The organism is Microbacterium sp. NPDC055442, from assembly GCF_053644215.1.
On sequence record NZ_JBSHLF010000004.1, the window covers coordinates 161,537 to 186,778 of the forward strand.

The following is a 25,242-nucleotide window of genomic DNA, read 5'->3' on the forward strand; positions in this document are numbered from 1 at the left end:
GGTGCACAGTATGAAGCTCGAACTCCGCGGCATCACCAAGCGGTTCGGCAGCCTCGTCGCGAACGACCACATCGATCTCGTGGTCGAGCCCGGCGAGATCCACGCGCTCCTCGGTGAGAACGGGGCCGGCAAGTCCACCCTGATGAACGTGCTGTACGGCCTCTATCAGGCCGACGAGGGCGAGATCCTGCTCGATGACGTCGTGCAGCACTTCCGGGGACCGGGCGACGCGATGGCGGCCGGCATCGGCATGGTCCACCAGCACTTCATGCTCATCCCCGTCTTCACCGTCGCCGAGAACGTCATGCTCGGACACGAGAACACCAACAGGGTCGGCGCGCTCGATCTGAACAAGGCTCGTCAGCACGTGCGCGACGTCGCCGCGCGTTTCGGGTTCGACGTCGATCCCGATGCGCTCGTGGGCGACCTGCCGGTCGGCGTCCAGCAGCGTGTCGAGCTCATCAAAGCTCTCTCGCGCGACGCGCGCGTACTCGTGTTCGACGAGCCCACGGCCGTGCTCACGCCGCAGGAGACCGACGAGCTCATGGCGATCATGCGGCAGCTGCGCGACGAGGGCACGTCGATCGTGTTCATCACCCACAAGCTGCGCGAAGTGCGCGCCGTCGCGGATCGCATCACCGTCATCCGCCTCGGCAAGGTCGTCGGCGAAGCGTCGCCGACGGCGACCAACGCCGAGCTCGCCTCGCTCATGGTCGGCCGCGCCGTCGAGCTCACGGTCCAGAAGGATCCGCCCCGGATCGGCGACGGCGGCCTGAACGTGCGGGATCTGCGGGTCGTGACGCCAGACGGCACCGTCGTCGTCGACGATGTGAGCTTCCACGCGCGGCCCGGCGAGATCCTCGCGATCGCCGGTGTGCAGGGCAACGGCCAGACCGAGCTGATCGAGGCCCTCGTGGGCCTGGCTCCCGGCGTGACCGGTTCGATCACCCTGAACGGCACGGAACTGGCGGGCAAGAGCGTGCGCGGCATCCTGGATCAGGGTGTGGGCTTCGTGCCCGAGGATCGCACGGAAGACGGCCTCGTCGGCACGTTCTCGGTCGCCGAGAACCTCATCCTCGACCGGTCGAGCGATCCCGAGTTCGTCTCGGCAGGCACGATCCGCCGGGGGGTGCTCGACGACTTCGCCCGCGCGCGCATCACCGAGTACGACATCCGCACCCAGGGCACCCACACTCCCGCCGGAACGCTCTCGGGCGGCAACCAGCAGAAGGTCGTCATCGCGCGCGAGATGAGCCGCGAGCTGTCGCTGCTGATCGCGGCACAGCCCACGCGCGGCGTCGACGTCGGCTCGATCGAGTTCATCCACCGGCGCATCGTCGAGACGAGGGATGCCGGGATCCCGGTCGTCGTCGTCTCGACCGAGCTCGACGAGGTCGCAGCCCTCGCCGACCGCATCGCGGTGATGTACCGCGGGCGCATCATCGGCATCGTGCCCGGTGACACACCGCGCGACGTGCTGGGGCTCATGATGGCGGGCGAGATGCCCGAGGGGGTGGCGGCATGACCGGTCAGACCCCGGGATCGGGCCCCGAGCAGCTCAAGGGGATGCCGGCGGAGCAGTTGCCCGCGGCATCCGGTCCTCTCACGGGAACCCCCGAGATCGAGCCGCCGCCGAGGCAGAACGTCTTCATCAAAGAGCTGCTGCGCGGCAGCGCCGTCACCACGATCCTCGCGATCGTCGTCGCGATGATCGTCGGCGGCATCCTCATGGCGGTCACGAACCGCGAGGTGCAGGCCACGGCCGGCTACTTCTTCGCCCGCCCCGGTGACATGCTCGCCGCGGTGTGGAACTCCGTGTACGGCGGGTACGAGGCGCTCTTCCGCGGATCGATCTACAACGCGCGCGCCGACGACTTCCTGACCGCGATCCGGCCGCTCACGAACACCCTCGGGTTCGCCGCGCCGCTCATCGCGGCGGGGCTCGGGGTCGCCCTGGCGTTCCGGGTCGGCCTGTTCAACATCGGCGGCCGCGGTCAGATCCTCATCGGTGCGGCGACGGCGGCGCTGCTGACCTTCCACCTCGACCTGCCGGCGGCCGTGCACATCCCGCTGACGCTCGCGGCGGGTATCGCCGGTGGCGCGATCTGGGGTGGCATCGTCGGCATCCTGAAGGCCAAGACGGGCGCGCACGAGGTCATCCTCACGATCATGCTCAACTACGTCGCGTTCTATCTCGTGACGTGGATGGTCCGCACGCCGGGCGTGCTGCAGCGCGCGGCCGGAGATCAGCCGATCTCGGACCCGACGCCGGTCACGGCCCAGTTCCCCGAACTGCTCGGGCCGCGGTTCCCGCTGCTGGACTGGGGCTTCGTCATCGTGATCGCCGCGACGGCGTTCGTGTGGTGGCTCGTCGAGCGGTCATCGCTCGGCTTCCGCCTGCGCGCCGTCGGCGAGAACCCGCACGCGGCGCTCGCATCGGGCATCTCGGTGCAGCGCATGTACATCTACGCGATGCTCTTCGCGGGCGGTCTCGCGGGCCTTGCCGGCATGAACCAGATCCAGGGGGCCGTGACGAGCGGCTTCGACGGTCTGATCGACGCGGGCATCGGCTTCGACGCCATCACGGTCGCCCTCCTCGGCCGCAGCCGTGCGTGGGGGGTCTTCGCCGCCGGCATCCTGTTCGGAGCGCTGAAGGCGGGCAGCTTCACGATGCAGGCCTCGCAGGGCATCCCCGTCGACATCGTGCTGGTCGTGCAGTCGCTCATCGTGCTGTTCATCGCGGCCCCGCCGCTGATCCGCACGATCTTCTTCCTCCCCAAGACCGACGCCGAAAAGGCCGCGAAGGCGAGAGCCAAGGCGGCCAAGAAGGCGGTGACGGCATGACCGCGACGACGCCGGATCTCGCCGGCGGCACGATCGAGCTCACCAGCGTGCGCGTGCGGCACCGGAAGTTCGCCATCACACTCGTGACCGTCACGGTGCTGCTCGGTCTGCTGTTCCTCCTCGTTCCCCGTGACGGGACGAGCACCTTCCGCCTCGGCGACCCGGGCTCGTCGATCGCGCTGCCCAACGTGGGCGTGCCGACGGCGGCGACGTGCTGGGGCGTGTTCGTCGTGCTCGTGCTGCTGACGCTCTGGTCGATCTGGGACGCCTACGGCTACCGGCGCTCGAGCGTGTGGCTGGCCATCGCCTACGGCGTGCTCGCCGTGTTCGCCTTCCTGACCTGGGCGTCGGCGGGCGGGCTCGTGCCCGTGACCGGGCTGCTGTTCGGCGCCGTGTCGCTCTCGGTGCCGCTCGTCTTCGGCGCCCTCGGCGGCGTCATCGGAGAGCGCGTCGGCGTCGTCAACGTCGCGATCGAGGCACAGCTGCTGCTCGGCGCGTTCAGCGCGGCTCTGCTGTCGAGCATGACCGGCAACCCCTTCGTGGGCCTGATCGGCGCGATGATCGGCGGCATGCTCGTCGCGGCCGTGCTCGGCGCCTTCGCCATCAAGTACCTCGTCGAGCAGGTCATCGTCGGCGTCGTGCTGAACGTGCTCGTGACGGGACTGACCGGGTTCCTGTACGGCGTCCTGCTCGTGCCGAACACCGCCGCGCTCAACACGCCGATCCGGTTCACACGCATCGAGATCCCGCTCCTCAGCGAGATCCCCATCATCGGACCGGTCCTGTTCAACCAGACGTTCATCGTCTACCTCATGTACGTCGTCGTCGCCCTCGTCGCGTGGGCCATGTACCGCACGCGGTGGGGACTGCGCCTGCGCGCGGTCGGCGAGCACCCGCAGGCGGCCGACACGGTCGGCATCAAGGTCAACCCGTCGCGGTTCTGGAACCTCACGCTCGCGGGCGCGATCGCCGGCATCGGCGGCGCGTACTTCACGCTCGTCTCGGTGCCGCAGTTCGGCAAGGAGATGACGGCGGGCCTGGGCTTCATCGCCCTCGCGGCCGTCATCTTCGGACGGTGGGATCCGATCCGCGCGACGCTCGCCGCGCTGCTGTTCGGATTCGCGACGAACCTGCAGAACCTGCTGACCGTGCTGAAGACCCCGATCCCGAGCGAGTTCATGCTCATGCTGCCCTACCTCGTGACGATCCTCGCGGTCGCCGGGTTCGCGGGACAGATCCGAGGCCCCGCCGCGGCGGGCAAACCGTACATCAAGGGATGAGACACACGTGACCGATATCGACTGGGACGAACTGCGCGCCGTCGCGACCGAGGCGATGCAGCGGGCCTACGCGCCCTACTCCCGCTACAAGGTGGGGGCGGCGGCGCTCGTGTCGGACGGCCGCATCGTGCAGGGATGCAACGTCGAGAACGCGTCGTACGGCGTGGGCCTGTGCGCCGAGTGCGGACTCGTGAGCGACTTGCAGATGTCCGGCGGCGGCCAGCTCGTCGCCTTCGTGTGCGTCAACGGCGAGGGCGAGACGATCATGCCGTGCGGACGCTGCCGGCAGCTGCTGTACGAATTCGCCCTTCCCGGGATGCTGCTGGAGACGGTGTCCGGCATCCGCACGATCGACGAAGTGCTGCCCGACGCGTTCGGCCCCCGCGACCTCGAGGCGGTGGCCCGATGACCCCCACCCCCGCGGTCCCTGAGGCTGTCGCCTCGGTCCCTGAGCCTGCCGCCTCGGTCCCTGAGCCTGTCGAAGGGTCGCGCCCCGCAGTCGAGGCGCACGACGCGGTCGACGTCATCCGGGCCAAGCGCGACGGCGGCGCTGTGCCCGAAGACGCGCTGCGCTGGATGGTCGACGCGTACACGCGCGGCTACGTCGCCGATGCGCAGATGGCGTCGTTCGCGATGGCGATCCTGCTCAACGGCATGACGCGCGACGAGATCCGCGTGCTCACCGACGCCATGATCGACTCCGGTGAGCGCATGAGCTTCGCGGGCCTCGGAAAGCCCACGGTCGACAAGCACTCGACGGGCGGTGTCGGCGACAAGATCACGCTGCCGCTCGCTCCGCTCGTGGCGTCGTTCGGCGTCGCCGTCCCGCAGCTGTCCGGCCGCGGCCTCGGCCACACGGGCGGCACGCTCGACAAGCTCGAGTCCATTCCGGGATGGCGTGCGGCGCTCTCGAACGAAGAGATGCTCGCGCAGCTCGCCGACGTCGGCGCCGTCATCTGCGCCGCCGGGTCGGGTCTCGCCCCCGCCGACAAGAAGCTCTACGCGCTCCGCGATGTCACCGGCACGGTCGAGGCGATCCCGCTCATCGCGTCGAGCATCATGTCGAAGAAGATCGCCGAGGGCACCGATTCGCTCGTGCTCGACGTCAAGTTCGGCTCGGGCGCGTTCATGCGCGACGTCGATCGGGCGCGCGAGCTCGCCCGCACGATGGTCGCGCTCGGCACCGACTCGGGCGTTGCGACGACGGCGCTGCTGACCGACATGAACACGCCCCTCGGCCTCGCGATCGGCAACGCCAACGAAGTGCGCGAATCGGTCGAGGTGCTCGCCGGCGGCGGTCCCGCCGATGTCGTCGAGCTCACGGTGGCGCTCGCGCGCGAGATGCTCGCCCTCGCCGGACAGCCCGACGCCGACGTCGAGCGGGCGCTGCAGGACGGCCGTGCGATGGACACGTGGCGCGCCATGATCCGCGCACAGGACGGCGATCCGGATGCCGCGCTGCCGCAGCCGAACGAGACGCACACCGTCACCGCTCCCGAGGCCGGCTTCGTCGCGCGCATCGAGGCGCTGCCGTTCGGGATCGCCGCGTGGCGGCTCGGCGCCGGTCGCGCGCGCGCCGAGGACCCCGTGCTGCACGCGGCGGGCATCGACCTGCACGTCAAGCCCGGCGATGAGGTCGCCGCCGGCCAGCCCCTCTTCACGCTGCTGGGCCACGACGCGTCGCGCTTCGACCGCGCGCTCGAAGCCGTCGACGGAGCCTGGCAGATCGCGCTCGAACCCCCCGCGCGCACGCCGCTCGTCTTCGAGCGCATCACGGCGTGAGCCACCGGCATCCCGATCCGAACCGAACCCGCCGCACGACCCGAGGAGTCCACGCCATGCCCATCGACCAGAACGGCGACGCCGTCGTCCAGGGCGTCTCGATCCGCCGCCTGCCGAAGGTGTCGCTGCACGACCACCTCGACGGGGGCGTCCGGGCCGCGACGATCGTCGACCTCGCCGATGAGCACGGGATCGACGTGCCCGAGACCGACGCCGGCGATCTCGCGGAGTGGTTCGCCGCGCGCAGTGAGGCCGGTTCGCTCGTGGAGTACCTCAAGATGTTCGAGGTGACGACCGCGGTCATGCAGACGCGCGAAGGGCTGACCCGCGTCGCGCGGGAGTTCGTCGAGGACCTCGCCTCGGACGGCGTCGTGTACGGCGAGATGCGCTGGGCGCCCGAGCAGCACCTCGCCCGTGGGCTCACGCCCGACGAGGCCGTGTCTGCCGTGCAGGAGGGCATCGAAGAGGGTGAGGATGCCGCCGAGGGCCGCGGTCACGACATCCGCGTCGGCCAGCTGCTCAGCGCGATGCGCCAGAACGACCGTTCGCTCGAGACCGCCGAACTCGCGGTGCGCTGGCGCGAGCGCGGAGTCGTCGGCTTCGACATGGCCGGCCCCGAAGACGGCTACCCGGCATCGGGCCACCGCGCCGCGTTCGACTATCTCGCGGGGGAGTTCTTCCCTGTCACGGTGCACGCGGGCGAAGCGGCAGGTCTCGACTCGATCCGCGGTGCGCTGCTCGACGGACGGGCGCTGCGGCTCGGCCACGGCGTGCGGATCGCCGAAGACCTCGAGCTCGTCTCGAGCGAGGGCGACGAGGTGTTCGTGCGCTTCGGCGACCTCGCGCGCTGGGTGCGCGATCGCGAGATCCCGCTCGAACTGTCCCCGTCGTCGAACCTGCAGACGGGGGCGAGCGCGGCGTGGGGCCGCAGCCTCGAGGACCACCCGTTCGATCTGCTCTACCAGCTCGGCTTCGCCGTGACGGTCAACGTCGACAACCGCACGATGAGCGGCACGTCGCTCACGCGCGAGCTCGCGCACCTCGTAGAGACCTTCGAGTACTCCCTCGAAGACGTCGAGGCTTTCCAGCTGAACGCCGCCGCGGCGGCCTTCCTCGCCGTCGAAGAGCGCGAGGAGCTCATCGAGATCATCGGCGAGGGCTTCAGCCGCTGACCGGCCCGCGGCATCCGCTCTTCGGGTTTCGAGGCGGTCTGTCGCGGATGGTGCGGGCTTCGGCCCGAGAGGACGACCGGGCGTGTGGCGCGCCCTCACATGGAGATTTGACATGGCTGAGGTACTCATCGTCCCGTCGCAGCAGCACGCGGGCGAGATCGTCGCGCGCGCGATCGCGGACCTGATCGCGTCGAAGCCCGACGCCGTGCTGGGGCTCGCGACGGGCTCCACGCCGCTGGCCGTCTACGGGGCGCTGGCACGGATCATCGCCGAGGAGGGCATCGACGTCACCCGGGTGCGCGGTTTCGCGCTGGACGAGTACGTCGGATTGCCGCCAGGGCATCCCGAGAGCTACCGCGCCGTCATCACGCGCGAGGTCGTCGGGCCGCTCGGCCTGACTCCCGAGCTCGTCGTCGTGCCGGGGGACGGTGCGTCCAGCACCCAGGCGGCGGGGCACGAGTACGACGCCGCGATCGCGGCGGCCGGGGGCGTCGACGTGCAGATCCTCGGCATCGGGCGCACGGGGCACATCGGCTTCAACGAGCCGGGCAGCTCGCTGGCATCCCGCACCCGCATCAAGACGCTGACAGCGGCGACGCGCGCCGACAATGCGCGCTTCTTCGACTCGCCCGACGACGTGCCCCTTCATTGCATCACGCAGGGCATCGGCACGATCCTCGATGCGCGGCACCTGTTCCTGCTCGCGTTCGGCGAGGCGAAGGCCGAGGCGGTCGCCGGTGCCGTCGAGGGCCCCGTGTCGGCGAGCAACCCCGCCTCTGCCGTGCAGGTGCACGGTCACACGACGATCATCGTCGACGAGGCCGCCGCGGCCGGGTTGCGCTTCGCCGAGTACTACCGCTCCGCGTGGGCGAACAAGCCCGCCTGGCAGGGCCTCTGACGGGGCTCGGTCGTCGCGTCGGGCTCGTCGGGCTCGTCCGTCCGCCCGCGCTTATCCGTCCGCCCGTGCTCTCGCCGCGCTTGCCGTCCGCCCGTGCTCTCGCCGCGCTCGCCGTCCGCCCGTTGACTTGCGCCCTGTGCGCGGGACACGCCTGGCGCGTCGCGCATTGGGCGCAAGTCGCGCGAGGAGGCCGCGCTCTCGCCGCGCTCGCCGCGCTCGCCGCGCTCGCCGCGCTCGCCGCTCTCGCTCTCGCCGCTCTCGCCGCTCTCGCTCTCGCCGCTCTCGCTCTCGCCGCTCTCGCTCTCGCCGCTCTCGCTCTCGCCGCTCTCGCCGCGCTCGTCCGTCCTCCTGTTGACTTGCGCCCTGTGCGCGCGACACGCCTGGCGCGTCGCGCATTGGGCGCAAGTCGCGCGAGGAAGGGTGGGTGCTGTCAGCCGGGCATCCCGCTCATGAGCGACAGCACCCCGCGAACCAGTACGACCGTCGCGCCCGCCCAGGCGATCGCGAGCATCGCGATCCGCGCGGGGCGCGGCGGCACGAAGCGCGTGAGCACGGTGCCCGCCAGGATGCCGGCGACCGTCGCCACGACGAGCAGCCCGACCTCGGAAAGAGGAGAGACCGGGATGCCGCGGAGCATGACGGAAACAGCGCTGAACGCGACGAAGACGACCTGCACGCTCGCCGAGAAGCTGCGCTGGGGCCATTTGTCGCCGACGGCGTAGGCGGCCAGGGCGGGACCGGACAGCCCGCTCGCGACGTGCATGAAACCGCCCGCGGCTCCTGCGACGGCGGCGCCGCTGCGGCCGCGCAGCGATGCCGACAGCGCGGGGATCCATCCCGCGATGAGGGCGAAGTACGCCATCGCCGCGATGAGCAGGAGCAGAGCCGGCTCAGGGAGCGCCAGGACGAGGAAGGCCCCGAGCGGAGCCATGAGAAGGCCCGGCCAGATGAGCCACCACGTGCGTCGCCACTGCACCTGCCGCCACACGATCGGCACGGCGCTGAGGGATGCCACGAGCGCGAGCAGCACGCCGATCGTGACGCCTTCGACCGGGCCGTAGACGAGCACGATGGGACCGATGAGCACGAGGACGAACCCCAGCCCCGTGATGCGTTGGATGACGGCGGCGACGAATGCCGCGGCGCACGCGAGGACGAAGGTCACGGCGGAGAAGTCTACGTTCCGCGGGTGACCGCTTCGCGCCGCTCCGCGCCCGTCCCTCGGCCGTCGTCCCGCCGGTACCTCGGCCCTCCTCCCGCCGGTGCCTCGGCCCTCCTCCCGCCGACTTGCGCCTTGTGCGCGAAACGCCCGGCGTGTCGCGTGCACAGGCCGCAAGTGGCGCCCTGTGGGGTGCGCCGAGGTGGTAGCGCCCTGTGGCGTCCGCCGTTGTCGCTAGCGCCTTGTGGCGTGCGCGGTGGTGGCGTGCGTCTTCCCGCCGACTTGCGCCTTGTGCGCGAAGCGCGCGGCGTGCCGCGCGCAGAGGGCGCAAGTCAACGGGAAACGTCAACGGGAAAAGTCAACGGGAAAAGTCAACGGGAAACGTCAACGGGAAACGGAAACGGGAAACGGAAGCGGGGGAGGGCGCGCGACAGCGCGCGCGGGGGGACCGTGCGGGCCCGCGCGAGGAGAGAGCGGGTCAGGTGAGGTCGGCCTGGCGCGCCGCGACGACCTCCTGCACGCGCGCGAAGAGCGGATGCTGCGGCTCGAGGCCCGTGACCGACGCGGTGACGGTCGCGGCATCCTGCTCGCGCAGCCGGCGCTGCAGATCGACCGACTGCGCGTCTTCGGCATCGTCGAACTCGAGCGCCGCCCCCATCGCGGCGACCAGCGCGTCGACGGCGAGACCGCGCTCGGCGGCCTCGGCCGCCGGTCCCACGAACCGCTCGTGCCGGGACAGCTTGCGCAGCGGCTGGCGGCCGACGCGCCACACGGTGTCGGGCAGGGCGGGGTTGCGGAACCGCCCGAGGATCGTCGCACGGTACTGGGCCTGCACCGCCGGATCGAGGCCGTGCTTGTCGACCAGGAGCGCCGACGTCTCTTCGAGCGCCGCTTCGACCTTCGCGGCGATCCCGGGGTCGGCCAGGGCGTCCGAGATCTTCTCGACCCCGGCCTGCGCGCCGAAGTACGCCGTCGTGGCGTGCCCGGTGTTGACCGTGAACAGCTTGCGCTCGATGTACGGCGTGAGGTCGTCGACGAAATGCGCCCCCGGGATGTCCGGCACGGCGTCACCGAACGGCGGACGCTCGATCGCCCACTCGAAGAACGGCTCGACCGTCACGTTGACGCCGGTGCCCGCGGCCTGTCCGGGGACGATGCGGTCGACCGCCGTGTTGGCGAACACGGCGCGGCCGGAGATGGCATCCCACGCGTCGCCCGCCTGCTCGCGGATCTCGTCGCGCAGGATGTCGGTCGCGTTGATCGCGTTCTCGCACGCCATGATCTGCAGCGGCGGCGACGACGGATCGCGCAGCGCGAGTCCGGACAGCACGAGCGGCGCGACGAATTTCAGCACGTTCGGCCCGACGGCCGTCGTGACGATGTTCGCACCGGCGATCTCCTCGATGACCTCGTCGGCGTGCTCCGCGCTGTTGACCGCACGGAACCCCGTCACGACGGTGTCCCGCCCGCCGTCGCCGGCCTCGTGCACGGTGTACTCCGAGACGGCGTTGATCGCGTCGACGAGCGGCGCGGCGACGTCGGAGAACACCAGCTCGTACCCCGCCTCGTGCATCAGCAGGCCGATGAAGCCGCGCCCGATGTTGCCCGCTCCGAAGTGGACGGCCTTCATCACACGCCCGCCGCCGACACGAGGGCGTAGAGCTCCTCGGGTGTCTGCGCGGCCCGGAGCTTGGCGACGTCGTCCTCTTCGGAGAACAGGATCGCGATCTGCGACAGGATCTCGAGGTGCTCGTCGCCCTTGCCGGCGATGCCCACGACGAACGTCACGGGCTCGCCGCCCCAGTCGACGCCACCGTCGTAGCGCACGACCGACAGGGCCGAATCGAGGATCTCGTCCTTCGTCTCGTTCGTGCCGTGCGGGATCGCGAGCTCGTTGCCCATGTAGGTCGACACCGTCTGCTCGCGCTGCTGCATCGCGTCGAAGTAGGCGCCGGTGACGGCACCCGCCGACTCGAGGATGTCGGCGGCTTCCTTCATCGCCTCTTCGCGCGTCGCGCTGCCGGTGTGGATCCTGACCTGGCCGAGGCTCAGTACGTCACGTGCCATTTCGCTTGCCCTTCTTCGATTGACGGATGCCGCGCGCCGAGGCTGCAGGACCGGGGGCATCGCGCCGGCCCGATCCTGCAGCGGTCTCAGCGGTTACTCCCCATCCTGATGCTGGTCGCGCACCAGGTCCACGACTTCGTCGTACTTGGGGGAGTTCATGAAGTTGTCGACCGACACGTGCATCGCGTCCGGCACCTGCTTGCGCGCACGCTCGGTCAGCTGGTTCTGCGTGATGACGAGGTCGGCGCTGTCGTCGAGGTTCGCGATCGCCTTGTTGACGACGGTGATGCCCTCGACCCCGGCCTTCTTCATCTTGTTGCGCAGTACGCTCGCGCCCATCGCCGACGAGCCCATGCCCGCGTCGCATGCGAAGACGATGCTCGTGACCGGCTTCGTCGCGACGACGCCGCCATCGAGCTGTCCGCCCGTCTCGGCCTCGGTCTCGAGCTTGTCCACGGCTTCCTGCGCGTCGCGGATCGTCTCGGGGTCCTTGCCGTCCGATGCGCGCAGGGCATCGAGTGCGGCGGAGGACTTGCCCTTGTTCGCCGCCGTCTTGGACACCGCCGTCGAGAACTGGTCCGCCTCGGCGAGCAGGTCCCGCTTGCGCGACGCCCGCAGGATGACGGATGCCACGAGGAAGGTGACCGTCGCTGCCAGCAGCACGGACAGCAGCACGACGAGCAGGTTCGGCACGCCCGCACCGACGGCGGCCGCGCTGACGGCGAAGATGCTGCCCGGTGCGGCTGGGAAGACCAACCCGCCGCCGAGGAGCATGTTCGTCGTGACACCCGTGGCACCGCCGGCGATGAGCGCCAGGATGAGGGTCGGCTTCATCAGGGCGTACGGGAAGTACACCTCGTGGATGCCACCGGCGAACTGGATGATCGCCGCACCGGGCGCCGAGGCACGAGCCGCGCCCAGGCCGAAGAACGCGAAGGCCAGCAGCAGTCCGAGTCCCGGACCGGGATTGGCCTCGAGCAGGAACAGGATCGACTTGCCGTCGGCTTCGGACTCGGTGATGCCGAGCGGGGTGAGCACGCCGTGGTTGATGGCGTTGTTGAGGAACAGCACCTTCGCCGGTTCGATCAGGATGCTCGTGAGCGGCAGCAGGTTCAGTTCGACGAGCCAGTTGACCGCATTGCTCAGCACCGTCATGAGGCCGTTGACCATCCACGCGATCGGGTAGAACCCGACGATGGCCATGACGAAGCCCCAGATGCCCGCGGAGAACATGTTGACGAGCATCTCGAAGCCCGAGCGGATCTTGCCGTCCCACAGGCTGTCCAGCCAGCGCATCGTGAAGGCGGCGAGCGGCCCCATGATCATCGCGCCGATGAACATGTGCACCTGGCCGAGCTGGTTGTCGGCGGGAAGGTCGGCGTTGATCTGGGCGATCAGCAGGTCGGAGCCGGCGATCGCACCCATCGTCGCAATGATGCCGACGACGCCGCCGCGCTGCTTGTAGACGATGTAGCCGCCCGTGTAGCCGATGACCAGCGGCAGCAGGTAGTGGATGAACGGCCCGACGATCGTCGCCAGGTCGGCATTGGGGGTGAATCCCTTCTCGATGAAGAACATCGTGAAGATGCCCCACGCGATCAGGGCCGGGATGTTCGGCATGATCATGCCGGACAGGAACGTGCCGAAGCGCTGCACGCCTACGCGTGCGCCCCCGGCAGCCTTTGCAGGCGTCGACGCCGTTGTCATGACTGTGTCTCCTTCTTCCGGGTCGCGGCCGTCTGGGCCGCGGTTCGTGCGGATGCCGCGTCGCTTGCGGCGAGGGCGGATTCGGCGATGTCGCGGGCATCGTCCGACGTGTACTGCAGCAGCGCCGCGCGCACATCCGCGAGCGCGGTCGGAGCCATCGACAGCGATGTCGCGCCGAGACCGACGAGCACGACGGCCAGCAGCGGGTCGGCGGCGGCCTCGCCGCAGATCCCGACGGGCTTGCCGGTCATCCGGCCGGCGTCGCCGACCTCGCGGATGAGCCGCAGCACAGCCGGATGCCACGGGTCCTGGAACGCCGCGACCGAGCCGAGCAGGCGGTCGGCCGCCAGGGTGTACTGCGTCAGGTCGTTCGTGCCGATCGAGGCGAAGTCGGCGTGGGCGAGCACCCGGTCGGCCAGCAGCGCCGACGACGGCACCTCGACCATGACGCCCGCCGTCTTGATGCCGTAGTCGCGGGCGACGTCGACGAAGTACCGCGTCTCCTCGACGGTCGCGATCATGGGCGCCATGACCCACAGGTCGGCGTCGGTGGCGGCATCCGCTTCGGCCAGGGCGGTCAGCTGCTCGCGCAGGATGTCCTCGCTCGCGCGGAGCGCGCGGATGCCGCGCAGGCCGAGGGCGGGGTTGTCTTCGTGCGCGTCGTTGAGGAACGCGAGCGGCTTGTCGGCGCCCGCGTCGAGCACGCGGACGACGACCTTCTTGCCCGGGAAGCCCGCCAGGAGCTTCGTGTACGCCTCGCGCTGCTGCCCGACCGTCGGCGCCTGGTTCGAGCTCAGGAACAGGAACTCGGTGCGGAAGAGTCCCACGCCCTCGGCGCCGAGCGCGACGGCCTCGGCCGCGCCCTCGGGGTTGCCGAGGTTCGCGAGGAGTGGGATCGCGGTGCCGTCGGCGAGGGCTCCGTCGGTGATGGGGGCGGATGCCGCCGCGGCACGCGCGTCAGCTCGATGCTGCGCCCGCACGAGCTCGTCGCCGGTCGGATCCGTCGTGACGACGCCGGCGGCGGCATCCACGATCACCGTCTCGCCGTCGGCGAGGTCCTTCGCGCCCACGGCGCCGACGATCGCGACGATCGACTTCTCGCGGGCGAGGATCGCGGTGTGCGAGGTCGGTCCGCCCTCGGTCGTGATGAGGGCGAGCACCTTGTCGAGGTCGAGCAGGGCCGTGTCGGCCGGCGCGAGGTCTTTCGCCACGAGCACGAACGGATGCCCCGGGTCGGGCACACCCGGCGCGGGCACGCCGCGCAGCCGCGCGATGACGCGCTGCGCGACGTCGTCGAGGTCGGCGGCACGCTCGCCGAGGTAGCCGCCCATCGCGACGAGCTGGTCGCGGAACGACGCGAACGCGTCGTGCACGGCGAATTCGCTCGTCTTGCCGTCGGCGATCCGCGCGTCGATCTCGGACTCGAGCGTCGGGTCCTCCGCCATCATCGCCTGCGCCTCGAGCACGTCCTGCGCCGCGCCGCCCGCCTGCGCGCCGCGTGCCTCGAGCTCGCGCGCGACGGCCGCGACGGCTTCTCGTACGCGTGTCGTCTCTTCTTCGGTGCTGCGCTCGCTGGGGGCGTCGCTCGGCGCGGGTGACGGCTCCGCCATGCGCGCGACGATCCCCTGGGCGACGCCCAGCCCGATTCCCACTCCGCGAAGTTCTGCCATGGTCCTACTCCGCGTCGTGGTCGGTCGCGAGCAGCTCGGCGAGCCGATCGAGGGTGGATTCGGCGTTGTCGCCGTCGGCGGTGAGGGTGATGTAGTCGCCCTGTTCGATGCCCAGGGCGATGACGCCGAGGATGCTCGCGGCGTTGACCGGGCCCCCGGCATCCTTCGCGATCGTGATGGGGATCCCCGCGTCCTTCGCCGCTTGCGCGAACATCTTCGCCGGACGAGCGTGAAGTCCGTGCGACGACCCGATTCGGACCGTCCTGGTGATGGATGGCATGGTCTGTCTCTCTTCTCTCTCGTGCGGTGCGATGGGTGCGGGCAGCTGCCCGCGGTCGGAGACGTTCCCCCCGGAGTCTCCGACCGCGGCACGGACGATCTGCAGCGTGCGTGTGCCGTCGAGATCGGTGAAGATGTCCGACGGCAGCAGCACGACGGTGGTTCCGCGGTAGGCGGCATCCATCTCGATGCGATCGAGGTCGTGCTCGAGGTGCGGGCCCACGAGCACGACGTCGGCGGCGTCGAGATCGATCGGCAGCGATTGCTCGGTGCCCGCGAAGGCGGTGAAATCGAAGCCGCGGTCGTGTGCGGCGTGCCTCAGCCGTTGCGCGACGAAGGTGCTCGACGCACCCGCACCGCAGACCACGAGGATCCTCATCGACCCGCCCTCCCTGACGCCATTCTTGTGAAAACGCTGGGAAGCGACAACCACTCGTTCTTCCGCGGGGGCGGAAACGAGCCACGGGGCGCGTGGTTGACTGGGCGCGGACCGCCCATCGAAGGAGCACCGTGACCAGAGCGCGACAGGATCGCCTGCTCGGTCTGCTCGCGCGCGACGGCGAGTGGGCGACCGCCGCGAGCCTCGCCGATGCGCTCGGGGTCACCCCGCGCAGCATCCGTTCGTACGTCACGGCGCTCAACGCGCGCGTGCCCGTGGGCGCCGCCGTCGAATCGGGGCCGCACGGGTATCGCGCGGGACCGGATGCCGCAACCGCACTGCGCGCGACGGGTGGCGTCGACGCGCCCCGCGACCGGCTGCACACGCTCGTGCGGGCGCTGCTGGATTCATCGGACGGGATCGAGGTCTTCGCGACCGCCGACGCGCTGCACGTGAGCCCCGCGACCCTCGATGCCGACCTCGCGCGCGTGCGCGGACTGCTCGGCGGCACCGAGCTGACGCTCGAGCGCTCGGCGTCGCAGGCGCGACTGCGGGGCACCGAGATGGCGCAGCGGCGCCTGCTGTCGCGGCTCGCGCACGATGAGATGGAGGCGGGGTCGTTCGACCTCGAAGCCCTGCGGCGCACCCTCGGCGAGGGCTCCGTCGGCGCGCGCGCGTTCGGCCCGTTCAAGACCGAGCTCGTCACGCGGCTCGGCGCGCTGGGCTACTTCGTCAACGAGTTCGGCATCGCCGACGTCGTCATGCACATCGCGATCGCCGCCGACCGCGTCTCGCGCGACCGCGGACTCGAGGGCGGGGTGGGGGAGCGCCCCGCGCAGCAGGAGGTCGCGGACATCCTGGCGGCGCTGTCCGAACAGCACCTCGGCGTGACGCTCGGCGCGGGCGACGTGCAGCACCTCGCGACCCTCGTGCTCACGCGCGTCGTCGCGCCCGGTGCGGGTGAGCCGGGTGCGGAGGCGCGCTCGCGCCTCGAGCCCGAGGTCGAGGAAGCCGTGCGGGCGGTGGTCGAGGCTGCGGCATCCGAATTCCTCGTCGACATCGCGCACGAGGACTTCATCCTGCGGCTCGCGCTGCACGTGCAGAACCTGCGACACCGCGCGCGCGAGCAGGCGTGGTCGCGCAATCCGCTCACGCGGTCGCTGAAGTCGACGTATCCGATGATCTTCGAGGTCGCCGTCTACATCGCGTCGGGGCTGCACGAGCGCCTGGACATCCCGCTGCTCGACGACGAGATCGCCTACATCGCGATGCACGTCGGCGGGCGCCTCGAGCGCAGCCGCCGTGCCGATCAGCTGCTGACGGCGACGATCGTGTGCCCCGGCTATTACGAGCTGCACGAACTGCTGCGCTCGTCGGTGGACCGCTCCCTGGGGCAGGCGATCGAGGTCGTCGGCGTCGAGACGCGCGTCGACCCGGATTGGGCCTCGATCGACACCGACCTCGTGCTCACGACGATCGACTCGCCGGCCCTGGGGGACCGCGTCGTACGGATCCAGCCCTTCCTCACGGGCGCCGACGTCGAGCGCGTGCAGGCGGCCGCGGGGCGGATCCGGCGGGGGCGCCGGCTCGCCCGGCTGCGGGAGGAGCTGTCGCGGTACTTCTCGCCCGAGGCGTTCGTGCACGGGCTCGAGGGCGGGTCCTCGGACTCGGTGATCCGGCGGCTGGGGTCACTGCTCGTGCACCAGGGCGTCATCGACGACGACTACGTCGAGCGGGCGATCCAGCGCGAGGAGCTCTCGTCGACGGCGTTCACCGACGCACTCGCGGTACCCCACGCGCTGGGGATGACCGCGACGCGCACGGCGATCGCGATCGGCATCGCCGACCCGTCGATCCCGTGGGGCGAAGGCCGCGTGCAGGTCGTCGCCCTCGTGGCGTTCTCCGAGACCGACCGCGAGGCGTTCCAGACGGTGTTCGAGCAGTTCGTCGAGGTGTTCAGCGAGCGCGAGTCGGTGCAGCGCATCGTGCGCCGCAGCACCGACTTCGCCGCGTTCCTCGACGAGCTGGTCGCCGTCGTCGACGGGTGAGGGTGGGTTCGTCGGGTTGCTCGCGGTCGTGGGTGGGTGACCCTTCCTCGACGAGCCGGTCGCCGTCGTGGGTGGGTGGCCCTTCTTCGACGAGCTGGTCGCCGTCGTGTGCGGGTGACCCGCGCGTGCTTCGGGCTGTGAGGGCCCGCGCCCGCTCCTTTGCGTGGCCACTTCGGGTTTGGGGCGGGTTGTGGTGACGACACGCCGGGGCGTCCGGCGTGTCGCGGTGGGAATGCGCCCCAAACCCGCGCCCGGTGGTGGTGCGGGGTGGGGCCGGGGGTGCGGGGGCGGTCGGCAGCGGCGTTGTCGGTCGGGTTTGGGGCGGGTTGTGGTGTCGACACGCCGGGGTGTCCGGCGTGTCGCGGTGGGAATGCGCCCCAAACCCGCGCCCGGCGGCGCGCCCGGCGGCGCGGGCAGCCGAGGCCTCGCCTGCTCGCGTCCGCCGCGCTGTCCCCGACAGCGCGCCGACGGATGCCGCGACTCGAGCTCAGCGCGGAGGATGAACGCCGAACGAAGCGAGCCGCGACCCGAGCTTCGGGGCCGAGCCGATGTGTGGCCAGCCCCAGCGCACGAAGGGACACTGCCGGATGCCGCGGATCCAGTCCTCGCGTTGCTTCTCCTCTTCGAGGACCTCGGCGGGGTTCCGGCCGAGAGTGAAACGCCCATCGACATACTTGATCCGCCCGTCGAACTCTCCGAGGGCATTCACATCATCGAGACCGAAGTCGACGTAGTAGGTGCTGTCGCTGTGCGGTCCAGGTATCGCCACCTGCAGATCGGGAACGGCGAATCCGAGTTCGACGAGTCGAATGCGGCTGACGCTCTCGCCGGGGCGCTGAGCGCGCGGATCAGCGAAGCGCAGAACGCGTTCGGCGCGCGATTGCCCGTGCGCGCTGCGGCGGAACGTTTCGCGGATGAGCGTGCGGGCCTCGGCTTCAGCGAGTGGGTCCTCGGCGACCGCCAGTCGCAGCGCGGCGTCCGTGACGGTCACCGCGGCTTCGAACGATGCGGTGCGTGCCACGTCCGCCACGGTCCGCACCAGCGAAGTACATCGCAACTCTCCGACCTCGACGATCTCGTCGTCGCGCAGATCACCGCGATGGCGCACGACATCGCGGGCCGCACCCGGTCGCTCGGACGGCGCGATCACGTGCACGCGCGTTGCATCCGGTGAGTACAGCGGAAGACCGTGCATCGCCGCAGCCGTCTCATGCGAAAAGACGGGCGGACGCTTCGAGGTCAGCGCGAGAGCACGGGCTCGCATCAGGATCCGTTGCTCGGGCCACGCGGCATCCCATTGCTCAGTAAAAGTGAAGACCCCGCTGCGCACGCGCATGATGATGTCGTCCTGCAGCAGGTCTCGGCGCCGCGCGGGCCCGAATCCTTGGGCTGCGAGTTCGTCGGATCGCATCAGTGCGATGTCTTCGTCCACCGCATCAGCATGCGCGAACTCGCGTCCGTCTCTGATCCCCTGTGGATAACCGGATGCCGCACCGCGGCGGCGCTCCCCGGTTTGGGGCGCATCCCGGTCGTGACGCGCCGCCGTCGTCGGCATGTCGCGGAGAGAATCCGCCCCGAACCCCGGGGTGGAACGGGACGAGCTCAGCCCTCGTCGTCGTGCATGGCGGCGTCGACAGCGGCGGCCCCCGCGGCGGGAGAGCCGGCGCCGGCCGCTTGGCGTGCGGCCTGGATGGCCCGCTGCCCCGCGGGCAGGCCGATCGCGAGCCCGATCACGATGAAGGTCAGTACGCCCGCGACGACGAGCAGCGTCTCGATCGGCATGATGTCGGCCAGGGGGCCGAACACGACCATGCCGAGCGGCATCGCCACGGCCATGACGATGCCGACGAACCCGAATACGCGGCCTTGACGCTCCGGCTCGACGGTCTCTTGCAGCAGCGTCATGGACGGGGTCGAGAAGAACGGCACGGCGAGTCCGACGAGGAACATGAAGCCGAAGAACAGCCAGATGTTGAACGACAGGCCGAGTCCGATCGACAGCGCCCCGAAGACGAGCGACGAGACGACGATCATCCCGATCCGACTGCGGTGGGCGAAGAACGAGGCGACGACGATGCCGCCCAGCACCATCCCCACGCTGAACGACACTTCGAGGATCGCGAGGTTGACGACGTCCTGCGCTTCGCCCGCGGGGAACGAGCGCACGAGCATGAGCGGCGTGAGGTTGGAGGGAGCGACGGTGAGCAGGAAGATGATCGCGAAGACGATGAGCAGCCAGCGCACGAAGGCGTGATGCGCGATGTAGCGCACGCCGTCGGCGAGATCGGCGAAGTATCCGGTGTTCGCGTCGGCGGCGCGGCGCACGGCCTTCACCGGGATGAACGCGAGCAGCCCGATGCCGAGGGCGGCCGTCACGACGTCGATGAAGAAGATCGGGATGAGCGATGCCGCCGTGCCTCCGTAGACGACCGACGCCCACGCGTACAGCGCGCCGCCGACCGCCGGGGCGAGCAGCGCCATCGCCGACTGGATCGACCCGTTGATGCCGTTCACCCGCATCAGGTTGCGCATCGGCACGATCTGGGGGATCAGCGCCGACACGGCCGGCGTCTGGATGCCGGCGCCCGCCGAACGGATCGCCATCGTGAGGAAGATCAGCCACACCGCGTCGTAGCCGCTCAACATGATGAGGGCGAGCGCGAGCGTCGACAGGGCGATGGCGCCGTCGGCGCCCATGATGAGGAACTTGCGGTTGTGACGGTCGGCCCAGACGCCGCCGAAGATCGACACGACCGCCTGCGGCAGAAAGCCGAACACCGCCGCGAGGGTCATGATGAGCCCGGACTGGTATGTGATCGTCAGGTACCAGAAGACGGTGTACTGCACGAGCATCGAGCCGAACAGGCTGAAGGTCTGCCCGCCGAGGAACAGGATGACGTTGCGCAGCCAGCGTGGATGATCGGATGCCGCGGGCGCGTCCGACGTCGTCATGTCGTCGCTCATCCGGTGCCTCCTCGTCGCAGCCTCGCGTGCAGACCGGGTGGCACGATAACACGCACTCCGGACACGCAGCATCCGCTTTTGGCCGCGAGACTGCACCCGACCGCCGAGACTGCGGTTGAACCCCACAGTCTCGGCGCGCCGTTGCGGTCTCGCGGTCAAAGTGGGCCGCGCGGGGTGGGCCGTGCCGGCATCCGCTCTTCGCCCATCCAAGGTCGTCGCGGCCCGAGCCCCTCCGTTGACTTGCGGCGTTTGTCGCTCGCGCCCGGCGTGTCGTCGGCATTGGGCGCAAGTCGACGAAGGGGGAGTGCGCCGACGGGCGCCCAGAAGCCCGCGCGAACGCCGACGGGCGCGCCGGAGTCCGCGCTGACGCCGACGGGCGCGCAGGCGCCCGCGCTGACGCCGGCGGGCGCGCGGCGCGCGGCGCGCAGCGCCCAGAACCCGCGCGATCAGTCGAGGGCGTCGAGCAGGGTGCGCGCGCCCGCGGCGAGGGCCGCGATGCGGGCCCGCGCGTCGTCGGGCGAATCGCCGCGCACGTCGAGGTAGAGCTTGAGCTTGGGCTCGGTGCCGCTCGGGCGCACGAGCACGCGCGAGCCGTCGGTCAGCCACAGGCGCAGCACGTCGCCCGGGGGCAGTCCGTCCACGCCCGCGAGCAGGTCGTCGATGCGCTCCACGGCGACGTCGCCGATCGCGGCCGGATGCTCCGTCCGCAGCGCGCCCATGATGCGCGCGATCGTGGACACGTCGTCCACGCGCACGGCGATCTGGTCGCTCGCGAACGACCCGAAGGTCGCGTCGAACTCGTCGAGCAGGTCGACCAGCGAGCGACCCTCCTCGCGCGCGTCGGTCGCGAGCCCCAGGATCGCGACGGCGGCCGAGATGCCGTCCTTGTCGCGCACCGTCTCGGGGTTGACGAGGTACCCGAGCGCCTCCTCGAACCCGAAGACCATGCCCGGCGCGCGCGAGATCCACTTGAACCCCGTCAGGGTCGCGTGAAAGTCGAGCCCGTAGTGCTCGGCGACCGCCGCGAGCCCGGGCGACGACACGAGCGAGCAGGCGAGGGATGCACCGTCGGTGCCCGCCGCGAGCCGCGCGGCGCGCCACCCCAGCAGCAGTCCGACCTGGTTCCCGCTCAAGCGCCGCCAGCCGCCTTCGGCCGCAGCATCCGGGATCGCGACCGCGAGTCGGTCGGCGTCGGGGTCGTTCGCGACCACGAGCTCGGCACCCGCAGCGCGGGCGGTCTCGAACGCGAGGTCCATCGCGCCGGGCTCTTCGGGGTTGGGGAACGACACGGTCGGGAACGCGCCGTCGGGCTCGGTCTGGGCCTCGACGAGCGTCGGCAGGGGGTATCCGGCATCGCCGAGGACGCGCGCGAAGGTCTGCCATCCGACGCCGTGCATCGCGGTGTACACCCACGAGAACCCGTCGGCGCCCGGCCCCGCGGGGGCGACCGCCGCCGTCGCGGCGACGTACTCGTCGATGACCGCCTCGGGCGCCGTCGCGTAGGCGAGCGAGCGGGGGATCGCGGCGAGATCGCCCTCGTCGGCGACGCGCTGGATGTGCGCGGCGATCTCGGCGTCGGCGGGCGCGACGATCTGCGACCCGCCGTCAGCACCGCCGAGGTACACCTTGTAGCCGTTGTCATCGGGCGGGTTGTGGGATGCCGTCACCATGACGCCCGCCGCCGCGTCGAAGTACCGCACGGCGAACGCCAGCACGGGGGTCGGCAGCAGCCGGGGCAGCAGGATGACCCGCAGACCGGCGCCGGCGAAGATCTCGGCGGAATCGCGCGCGAACACATCGGAATTGCGCCGCCCGTCGTAGCCGATGACGACCGTCGGCGTGTCGTCGGCGCCGGCCTTCTCGCGCAGGTACGCCGCGAACCCGGCGGCCGCCTGCCCCACGAGCACGCGGTTCATGCGGTTGCTGCCCGCGCCCAGCCGGCCGCGCAGACCCGCCGTGCCGAAGGCCAGGCGCGTCGAGAACCGGTCCGTGAGCGACGCCGCGGCGGCCGGGTCACCCTCGTCCGCGGCGGCCAGGAGCGCCCGCAGCTCGCCGCGGGTCTCGCCGTCGGGATCCTGCGCGAGCCAGGAGGCGGCACGCGCGCGGAGCGCGTCGTCGAGGCCGGGTGCGGCATCCGTCCCCGCCGCCTGTGAGGCGACCAGGTCGGGTTCCGCGCCGCTCACAGCGCCCCGACGATACGGGCCAGCAGCGACGAGATGACGGGTTCGGCCGCACGGCCGGCCTCGATGACCTCCTGATGGCTGAGCGGGGTGGTCTGGATGCCGGCCGCCATGTTCGTGATGAGCGAGAGGCCGAGGATCTCCATGCCCGCCTGCCGCGCCGCGATCGCCTCGAGCGCCGTCGACATGCCGACGATGTGTCCGCCGATCGTCTTGGCCATGCGCACTTCGGCGGGTGTCTCGTACTGCGGCCCGCCGAACTGGCAGTACACGCCCTCGTCGAGCGCCGGGTCGACCGAGAGCGCGAGGTCGCGCAGGCGCATCGAATACAGGTCGGTCAGGTCGATGAAGGTCGCCCCCTCGAGCGGCGAGGCGCCCGTGAGGTTGATGTGGTCGCTGATGAGCACGGGCTGGCCCGGGGTCCACGTGTGGCGGATGCCGCCCGCGCCGTTGGTGAGCACCATCGTGTGCGCGCCCGTCGCCGCCGCCGTGCGCACGCTGTGCACGACGCGGCGCACGCCGTGTCCCTCGTAGAAATGGGTGCGCGCGCCGATCACGAGCACGTTGCGGCCCTTCGCGGTGCGGACGCTGCGGAGGGTGCCCACGTGCCCCTCGAGTGCCGGCCTGCTGAAGCCCGTCACCTCGGTCGCGGGGAAGGTGGCCGTCGTCTCGCCGATGAGTTCGGCGGCCTTGCCCCAGCCGCTTCCGAGCGTCAGGGCGATGTCGTGCCGCTCGACGCCGGTGATCCGGGCGATGTCTGCGGCTGCCTCGGCGGCGACGGCGAACGGGTCGGCCGTCGGGTCGTCGAGGGGATTGGCGGTGGTCTCTGACATGCCCCCACTCTAGGAACGCGAGCGCGTGGTCGCCATACACGAATGCGGCCGGAGTGTCGCCCCGGTCGTGGGGGCGGCATCCGTCGGGAAGAATGGATGCCATGTCCTTGAGCTTCGAGCGCACCCAGTCCGTCGCGATCATCGGCGGCGGCCCCGGGGGATATGAGGCGGCGCTCGCCGCGGCGCAGCTCGGCGCCCAGGTGACCCTCGTCGAACGCGCGGGCATCGGCGGGTCGGCCGTCATCACCGACGTCGTGCCGTCGAAGTCGCTCATCGCGACCGCCGACGCCGCCGTCGCGATCGCCGGAGCGAGCGACCTCGGGGTGCAGCTGTTCGCCAAAGGCGGCGACGGCAGACCGCTCAAGCCCGAGATCGCGATCAACATGCGCGCCGTCAACAAGCGGTTGCTGTCGCTCGCACGGCAACAGTCCGACGACATGCGCGCCGCGCTCGTCGAAGCGGGCGTGCGCCTCATCTCGGGGCACGGCCGCCTCGAGGGCGAGAACGCCGTGATCGTGTCGACCGATCGCGACGGCACCGACTTCGACCGCATCGAGGCCGACACGCTCGTCGTCTCGGTGGGAGCGTCGCCGCGCGAGCTGCCGAACGCCAAGCCCGATGGCGAGCGGATCCTGACGTGGACGCAGCTGTACGACATGAAGGCGCTGCCCGAGCACCTCATCGTCGTCGGCTCGGGGGTCACCGGCGCCGAGTTCGCCGGTGCGTACATGAACCTCGGGGCCGAGGTCACGCTCGTCTCGAGTCGCGACCAGGTTCTTCCCGGTGAGGACACGGATGCCGCGGCGGTGCTCGAGCGCGTGTTCAAGCGGGGCGGAATGACGCTGCTGTCGAAGTCCCGCGCCGACCGGGTCGAGAACCTCGGCGACCGCGTCGTCGTGACCCTCAGCGACGGACGCACCGTCGAGGGCAGCCACTGCCTCATGGCGGTCGGGTCGGTGCCCAACACCGCGGGCATCGGACTCGAGCAGGCCGGCGTGCAGATGACCGATTCGGGGCACATCCAGGTCAACCGCGTCGCGCGCACCTCGGTGCCGAACATCTACGCCGCGGGGGACTGCACGACGTTCGTGCCGCTCGCCTCGGTCGCCTCGATGCAGGGCCGGACGGCGGTCTTCCACGCCCTCGGCGACGTCGTGATCCCGTTGGAGCGTCGCCGGATCGCCTCGAACATCTTCACCGCGCCCGAGATCGCGACGGTCGGGTGGCAGGAGAAGGACATCATCGACGGACGCATCGCCGCCGTCGTGCACAAGCTGCCGCTCGCCGCGAACCCGCGGGCGAAGATGATGGGCATCAAGGACGGCTTCGTCAAGCTCATCGCACGCCAGGGGTCGGGCAGCGTGGTGGGCGGCGTGATCGTCGGACCCCGGGCATCCGAGCTCATCTACCCGATCGCGATCGCCGTCGAGCGCCGCCTGACGATCGACCAGGTCTCGCGCGTGTTCACGGTGTACCCGTCGCTGTCGGGCAGCATCACGGATGCCGCGCGCGCGATGCACGTCGTCGACCACACCGTGTACGGGGTCTGACCTCCCGGCATCCGCTCTTCGCCGCTCCGTGGTTTCGTCGGGCCGTGGTTTCGCCGGGCCCGGGTTTCGTCGGGGCCCGACCCCGTTCGTTGACTTGCGGCCTTTGTCGCTCGCGCGCGGCGTGTCGCCGGCATTGGGCGCAAGTCGACGAAGGAACGGAGCGACGGGCGCGCGGCCCGTGGAGCGAGGGAAGGCCGATGGACCCGCAGCGCGCGGGGCGGCGGTCACGCGCGAGGTTGGATGCCGGGGGCCGACCCCGTTCGTTGACTTGCGGCCTTTGTCGCTCGCGCTCGGCGTGTCGCCGGCATTGGGCGCAAGTCGACGAAGAACGGCGCGACGGGCGCGCGGCCCGTGGAGCGAGGGAAGGCCGATGGACCCGCAGCGCGCGGGGCGGCGGTCACGCGCGAGGTTGGATGCCGGGGGCCGACCC

The 25,242-nt window shown here is 70.8% G+C and carries 19 protein-coding genes and 1 pseudogene; 9 read left to right on the forward strand and 11 right to left on the reverse strand.

The genetic code is table 11. From position 1 onward, the window contains the following. Positions 1–10: 10 nt before the first annotated feature. From ACWIBS_RS10475 to ACWIBS_RS10505, 7 genes are all read left to right on the forward strand, one after another. On the forward strand, positions 11–1,525 hold the full coding sequence (locus tag ACWIBS_RS10475; RefSeq protein ID WP_376126588.1) for an ABC transporter ATP-binding protein: 1,515 nt from the start codon (positions 11–13) through the stop codon (positions 1,523–1,525). Continuing rightward, the gene (locus tag ACWIBS_RS10480) at positions 1,522–2,844 is read left to right on the forward strand and encodes an ABC transporter permease (RefSeq protein ID WP_376126591.1); all 1,323 of its coding nucleotides are present in this window, start codon (positions 1,522–1,524) and stop codon (positions 2,842–2,844) included. Before ACWIBS_RS10475 ends, ACWIBS_RS10480 begins: the two co-directional genes overlap by 4 nt. Continuing rightward, on the forward strand, positions 2,841–4,124 hold the full coding sequence (locus ACWIBS_RS10485; RefSeq protein WP_376126593.1) for an ABC transporter permease: 1,284 nt from the start codon (positions 2,841–2,843) through the stop codon (positions 4,122–4,124). The genes ACWIBS_RS10480 and ACWIBS_RS10485 overlap by 4 nt, the downstream gene beginning before the upstream one ends. A gap of 7 nt (positions 4,125–4,131) precedes the next feature. Beyond that, positions 4,132–4,533 carry a cytidine deaminase gene (locus ACWIBS_RS10490; protein WP_376126596.1) on the forward strand — a complete coding sequence of 134 codons (402 nt, stop codon included), beginning with the start codon at positions 4,132–4,134 and terminating at the stop codon, positions 4,531–4,533. Continuing rightward, entirely contained in the window at positions 4,530–5,906 is a 1,377-nt protein-coding gene (locus tag ACWIBS_RS10495; protein ID WP_376126598.1) for a thymidine phosphorylase, read from the forward strand. Before ACWIBS_RS10490 ends, ACWIBS_RS10495 begins: the two co-directional genes overlap by 4 nt. A gap of 56 nt (positions 5,907–5,962) precedes the next feature. Beyond that, entirely contained in the window at positions 5,963–7,078 is a 1,116-nt protein-coding gene (locus ACWIBS_RS10500; protein ID WP_376126600.1) for an adenosine deaminase, read from the forward strand. Positions 7,079–7,190: 112 nt separating this feature from the next. Beyond that, positions 7,191–7,976 (forward strand): glucosamine-6-phosphate deaminase, encoded by a 786-nt coding sequence (locus ACWIBS_RS10505; RefSeq protein ID WP_376126603.1) that lies wholly within the window; start codon positions 7,191–7,193, stop codon positions 7,974–7,976. A gap of 430 nt (positions 7,977–8,406) precedes the next feature. Here the strand turns inward: ACWIBS_RS10505 and ACWIBS_RS10510 are convergent, their stop codons facing one another. The 7 genes and pseudogenes from ACWIBS_RS10510 to ACWIBS_RS10540 form a co-directional block, all read right to left on the reverse strand. Beyond that, positions 8,407–9,141: a TSUP family transporter gene (locus ACWIBS_RS10510; RefSeq protein ID WP_376126606.1), complete on the reverse strand. Its 735-nt coding sequence runs from the start codon at positions 9,139–9,141 to the stop codon at positions 8,407–8,409. A 472-nt stretch (positions 9,142–9,613) separates the two neighbouring features. Beyond that, positions 9,614–10,765 (reverse strand): mannitol-1-phosphate 5-dehydrogenase, encoded by a 1,152-nt coding sequence (locus ACWIBS_RS10515; RefSeq protein ID WP_376126821.1) that lies wholly within the window; start codon positions 10,763–10,765, stop codon positions 9,614–9,616. Further along, a complete protein-coding gene (locus ACWIBS_RS10520) occupies positions 10,765–11,202 on the reverse strand; it encodes a PTS sugar transporter subunit IIA (protein ID WP_376126608.1) in 438 nt (145 codons plus the stop codon). The genes ACWIBS_RS10515 and ACWIBS_RS10520 overlap by 1 nt, the downstream gene beginning before the upstream one ends. Positions 11,203–11,295: 93 nt before the next feature. Beyond that, a complete protein-coding gene (locus ACWIBS_RS10525; protein ID WP_376126610.1) occupies positions 11,296–12,909 on the reverse strand; it encodes a PTS mannitol transporter subunit IICB in 1,614 nt (537 codons plus the stop codon). Beyond that, positions 12,906–14,579 (reverse strand): phosphoenolpyruvate--protein phosphotransferase, encoded by a 1,674-nt coding sequence (ptsP, locus tag ACWIBS_RS10530; protein WP_376126613.1) that lies wholly within the window; start codon positions 14,577–14,579, stop codon positions 12,906–12,908. Before ptsP ends, ACWIBS_RS10525 begins: the two co-directional genes overlap by 4 nt. Positions 14,580–14,583: 4 nt before the next feature. Next, positions 14,584–14,859 (reverse strand): HPr family phosphocarrier protein, encoded by a 276-nt coding sequence (locus ACWIBS_RS10535; RefSeq protein WP_376126824.1) that lies wholly within the window; start codon positions 14,857–14,859, stop codon positions 14,584–14,586. A 195-nt stretch (positions 14,860–15,054) separates the two neighbouring features. Then, positions 15,055–15,237: pseudogene (locus ACWIBS_RS10540) on the reverse strand (PTS sugar transporter); the annotation flags it as partial. 131 nt (positions 15,238–15,368) lie between these two features. Between ACWIBS_RS10540 and ACWIBS_RS10545 the strand changes: the two are divergent. Continuing rightward, positions 15,369–17,285, forward strand: coding sequence for a BglG family transcription antiterminator (locus tag ACWIBS_RS10545; protein WP_376126616.1), 1,917 nt, complete (start codon positions 15,369–15,371; stop codon positions 17,283–17,285). Positions 17,286–17,772: 487 nt separating this feature from the next. On the opposite strand, the gene ACWIBS_RS10550 is transcribed toward ACWIBS_RS10545, so the two are convergent. From ACWIBS_RS10550 to ACWIBS_RS10565, 4 genes are all read right to left on the reverse strand, one after another. Beyond that, complete coding sequence (locus ACWIBS_RS10550; RefSeq protein WP_376126618.1) at positions 17,773–18,717, reverse strand: hypothetical protein; 945 nt, start codon at positions 18,715–18,717, stop codon at positions 17,773–17,775. Between the two features lie 170 nt (positions 18,718–18,887). Further along, positions 18,888–20,249 (reverse strand): MFS transporter, encoded by a 1,362-nt coding sequence (locus tag ACWIBS_RS10555; protein ID WP_376126620.1) that lies wholly within the window; start codon positions 20,247–20,249, stop codon positions 18,888–18,890. A gap of 446 nt (positions 20,250–20,695) precedes the next feature. Next, positions 20,696–22,411, reverse strand: a complete 1,716-nt coding sequence (locus ACWIBS_RS10560) for a phospho-sugar mutase (protein ID WP_376126826.1) — start codon at positions 22,409–22,411, stop codon at positions 20,696–20,698. Positions 22,412–22,428: 17 nt separating this feature from the next. Continuing rightward, positions 22,429–23,262 (reverse strand): purine-nucleoside phosphorylase, encoded by an 834-nt coding sequence (locus ACWIBS_RS10565; protein ID WP_376126623.1) that lies wholly within the window; start codon positions 23,260–23,262, stop codon positions 22,429–22,431. 101 nt (positions 23,263–23,363) lie between these two features. Here ACWIBS_RS10565 and ACWIBS_RS10570 point away from each other — a divergent pair, with 101 nt between their 5' ends. After that, complete coding sequence (locus ACWIBS_RS10570; RefSeq protein WP_376126626.1) at positions 23,364–24,812, forward strand: NAD(P)H-quinone dehydrogenase; 1,449 nt, start codon at positions 23,364–23,366, stop codon at positions 24,810–24,812. Positions 24,813–25,242 lie beyond the last annotated feature (430 nt).

Coding starts and splice junctions, on each gene's coding strand:
- ACWIBS_RS10475 (WP_376126588.1), top strand. CDS start 11: ATGAAGCTCGAACTCCGCGGCATCACCAAGCGGTTCGGCAGCCTCGTC.
- ACWIBS_RS10480 (WP_376126591.1), top strand. CDS start 1,522: ATGACCGGTCAGACCCCGGGATCGGGCCCCGAGCAGCTCAAGGGGATG.
- ACWIBS_RS10485 (WP_376126593.1), top strand. CDS start 2,841: ATGACCGCGACGACGCCGGATCTCGCCGGCGGCACGATCGAGCTCACC.
- ACWIBS_RS10495 (WP_376126598.1), top strand. CDS start 4,530: ATGACCCCCACCCCCGCGGTCCCTGAGGCTGTCGCCTCGGTCCCTGAG.
- ACWIBS_RS10500 (WP_376126600.1), top strand. CDS start 5,963: ATGCCCATCGACCAGAACGGCGACGCCGTCGTCCAGGGCGTCTCGATC.
- ACWIBS_RS10505 (WP_376126603.1), top strand. CDS start 7,191: ATGGCTGAGGTACTCATCGTCCCGTCGCAGCAGCACGCGGGCGAGATC.
- ACWIBS_RS10515 (WP_376126821.1), bottom strand. CDS start 10,765: ATGAAGGCCGTCCACTTCGGAGCGGGCAACATCGGGCGCGGCTTCATC.
- ACWIBS_RS10520 (WP_376126608.1), bottom strand. CDS start 11,202: ATGGCACGTGACGTACTGAGCCTCGGCCAGGTCAGGATCCACACCGGC.
- ACWIBS_RS10525 (WP_376126610.1), bottom strand. CDS start 12,909: ATGACAACGGCGTCGACGCCTGCAAAGGCTGCCGGGGGCGCACGCGTA.
- ptsP (WP_376126613.1), bottom strand. CDS start 14,579: ATGGCAGAACTTCGCGGAGTGGGAATCGGGCTGGGCGTCGCCCAGGGG.
- ACWIBS_RS10535 (WP_376126824.1), bottom strand. CDS start 14,859: ATGCCATCCATCACCAGGACGGTCCGAATCGGGTCGTCGCACGGACTT.
- ACWIBS_RS10555 (WP_376126620.1), bottom strand. CDS start 20,249: ATGAGCGACGACATGACGACGTCGGACGCGCCCGCGGCATCCGATCAT.
- ACWIBS_RS10565 (WP_376126623.1), bottom strand. CDS start 23,262: ATGTCAGAGACCACCGCCAATCCCCTCGACGACCCGACGGCCGACCCG.
- ACWIBS_RS10570 (WP_376126626.1), top strand. CDS start 23,364: ATGTCCTTGAGCTTCGAGCGCACCCAGTCCGTCGCGATCATCGGCGGC.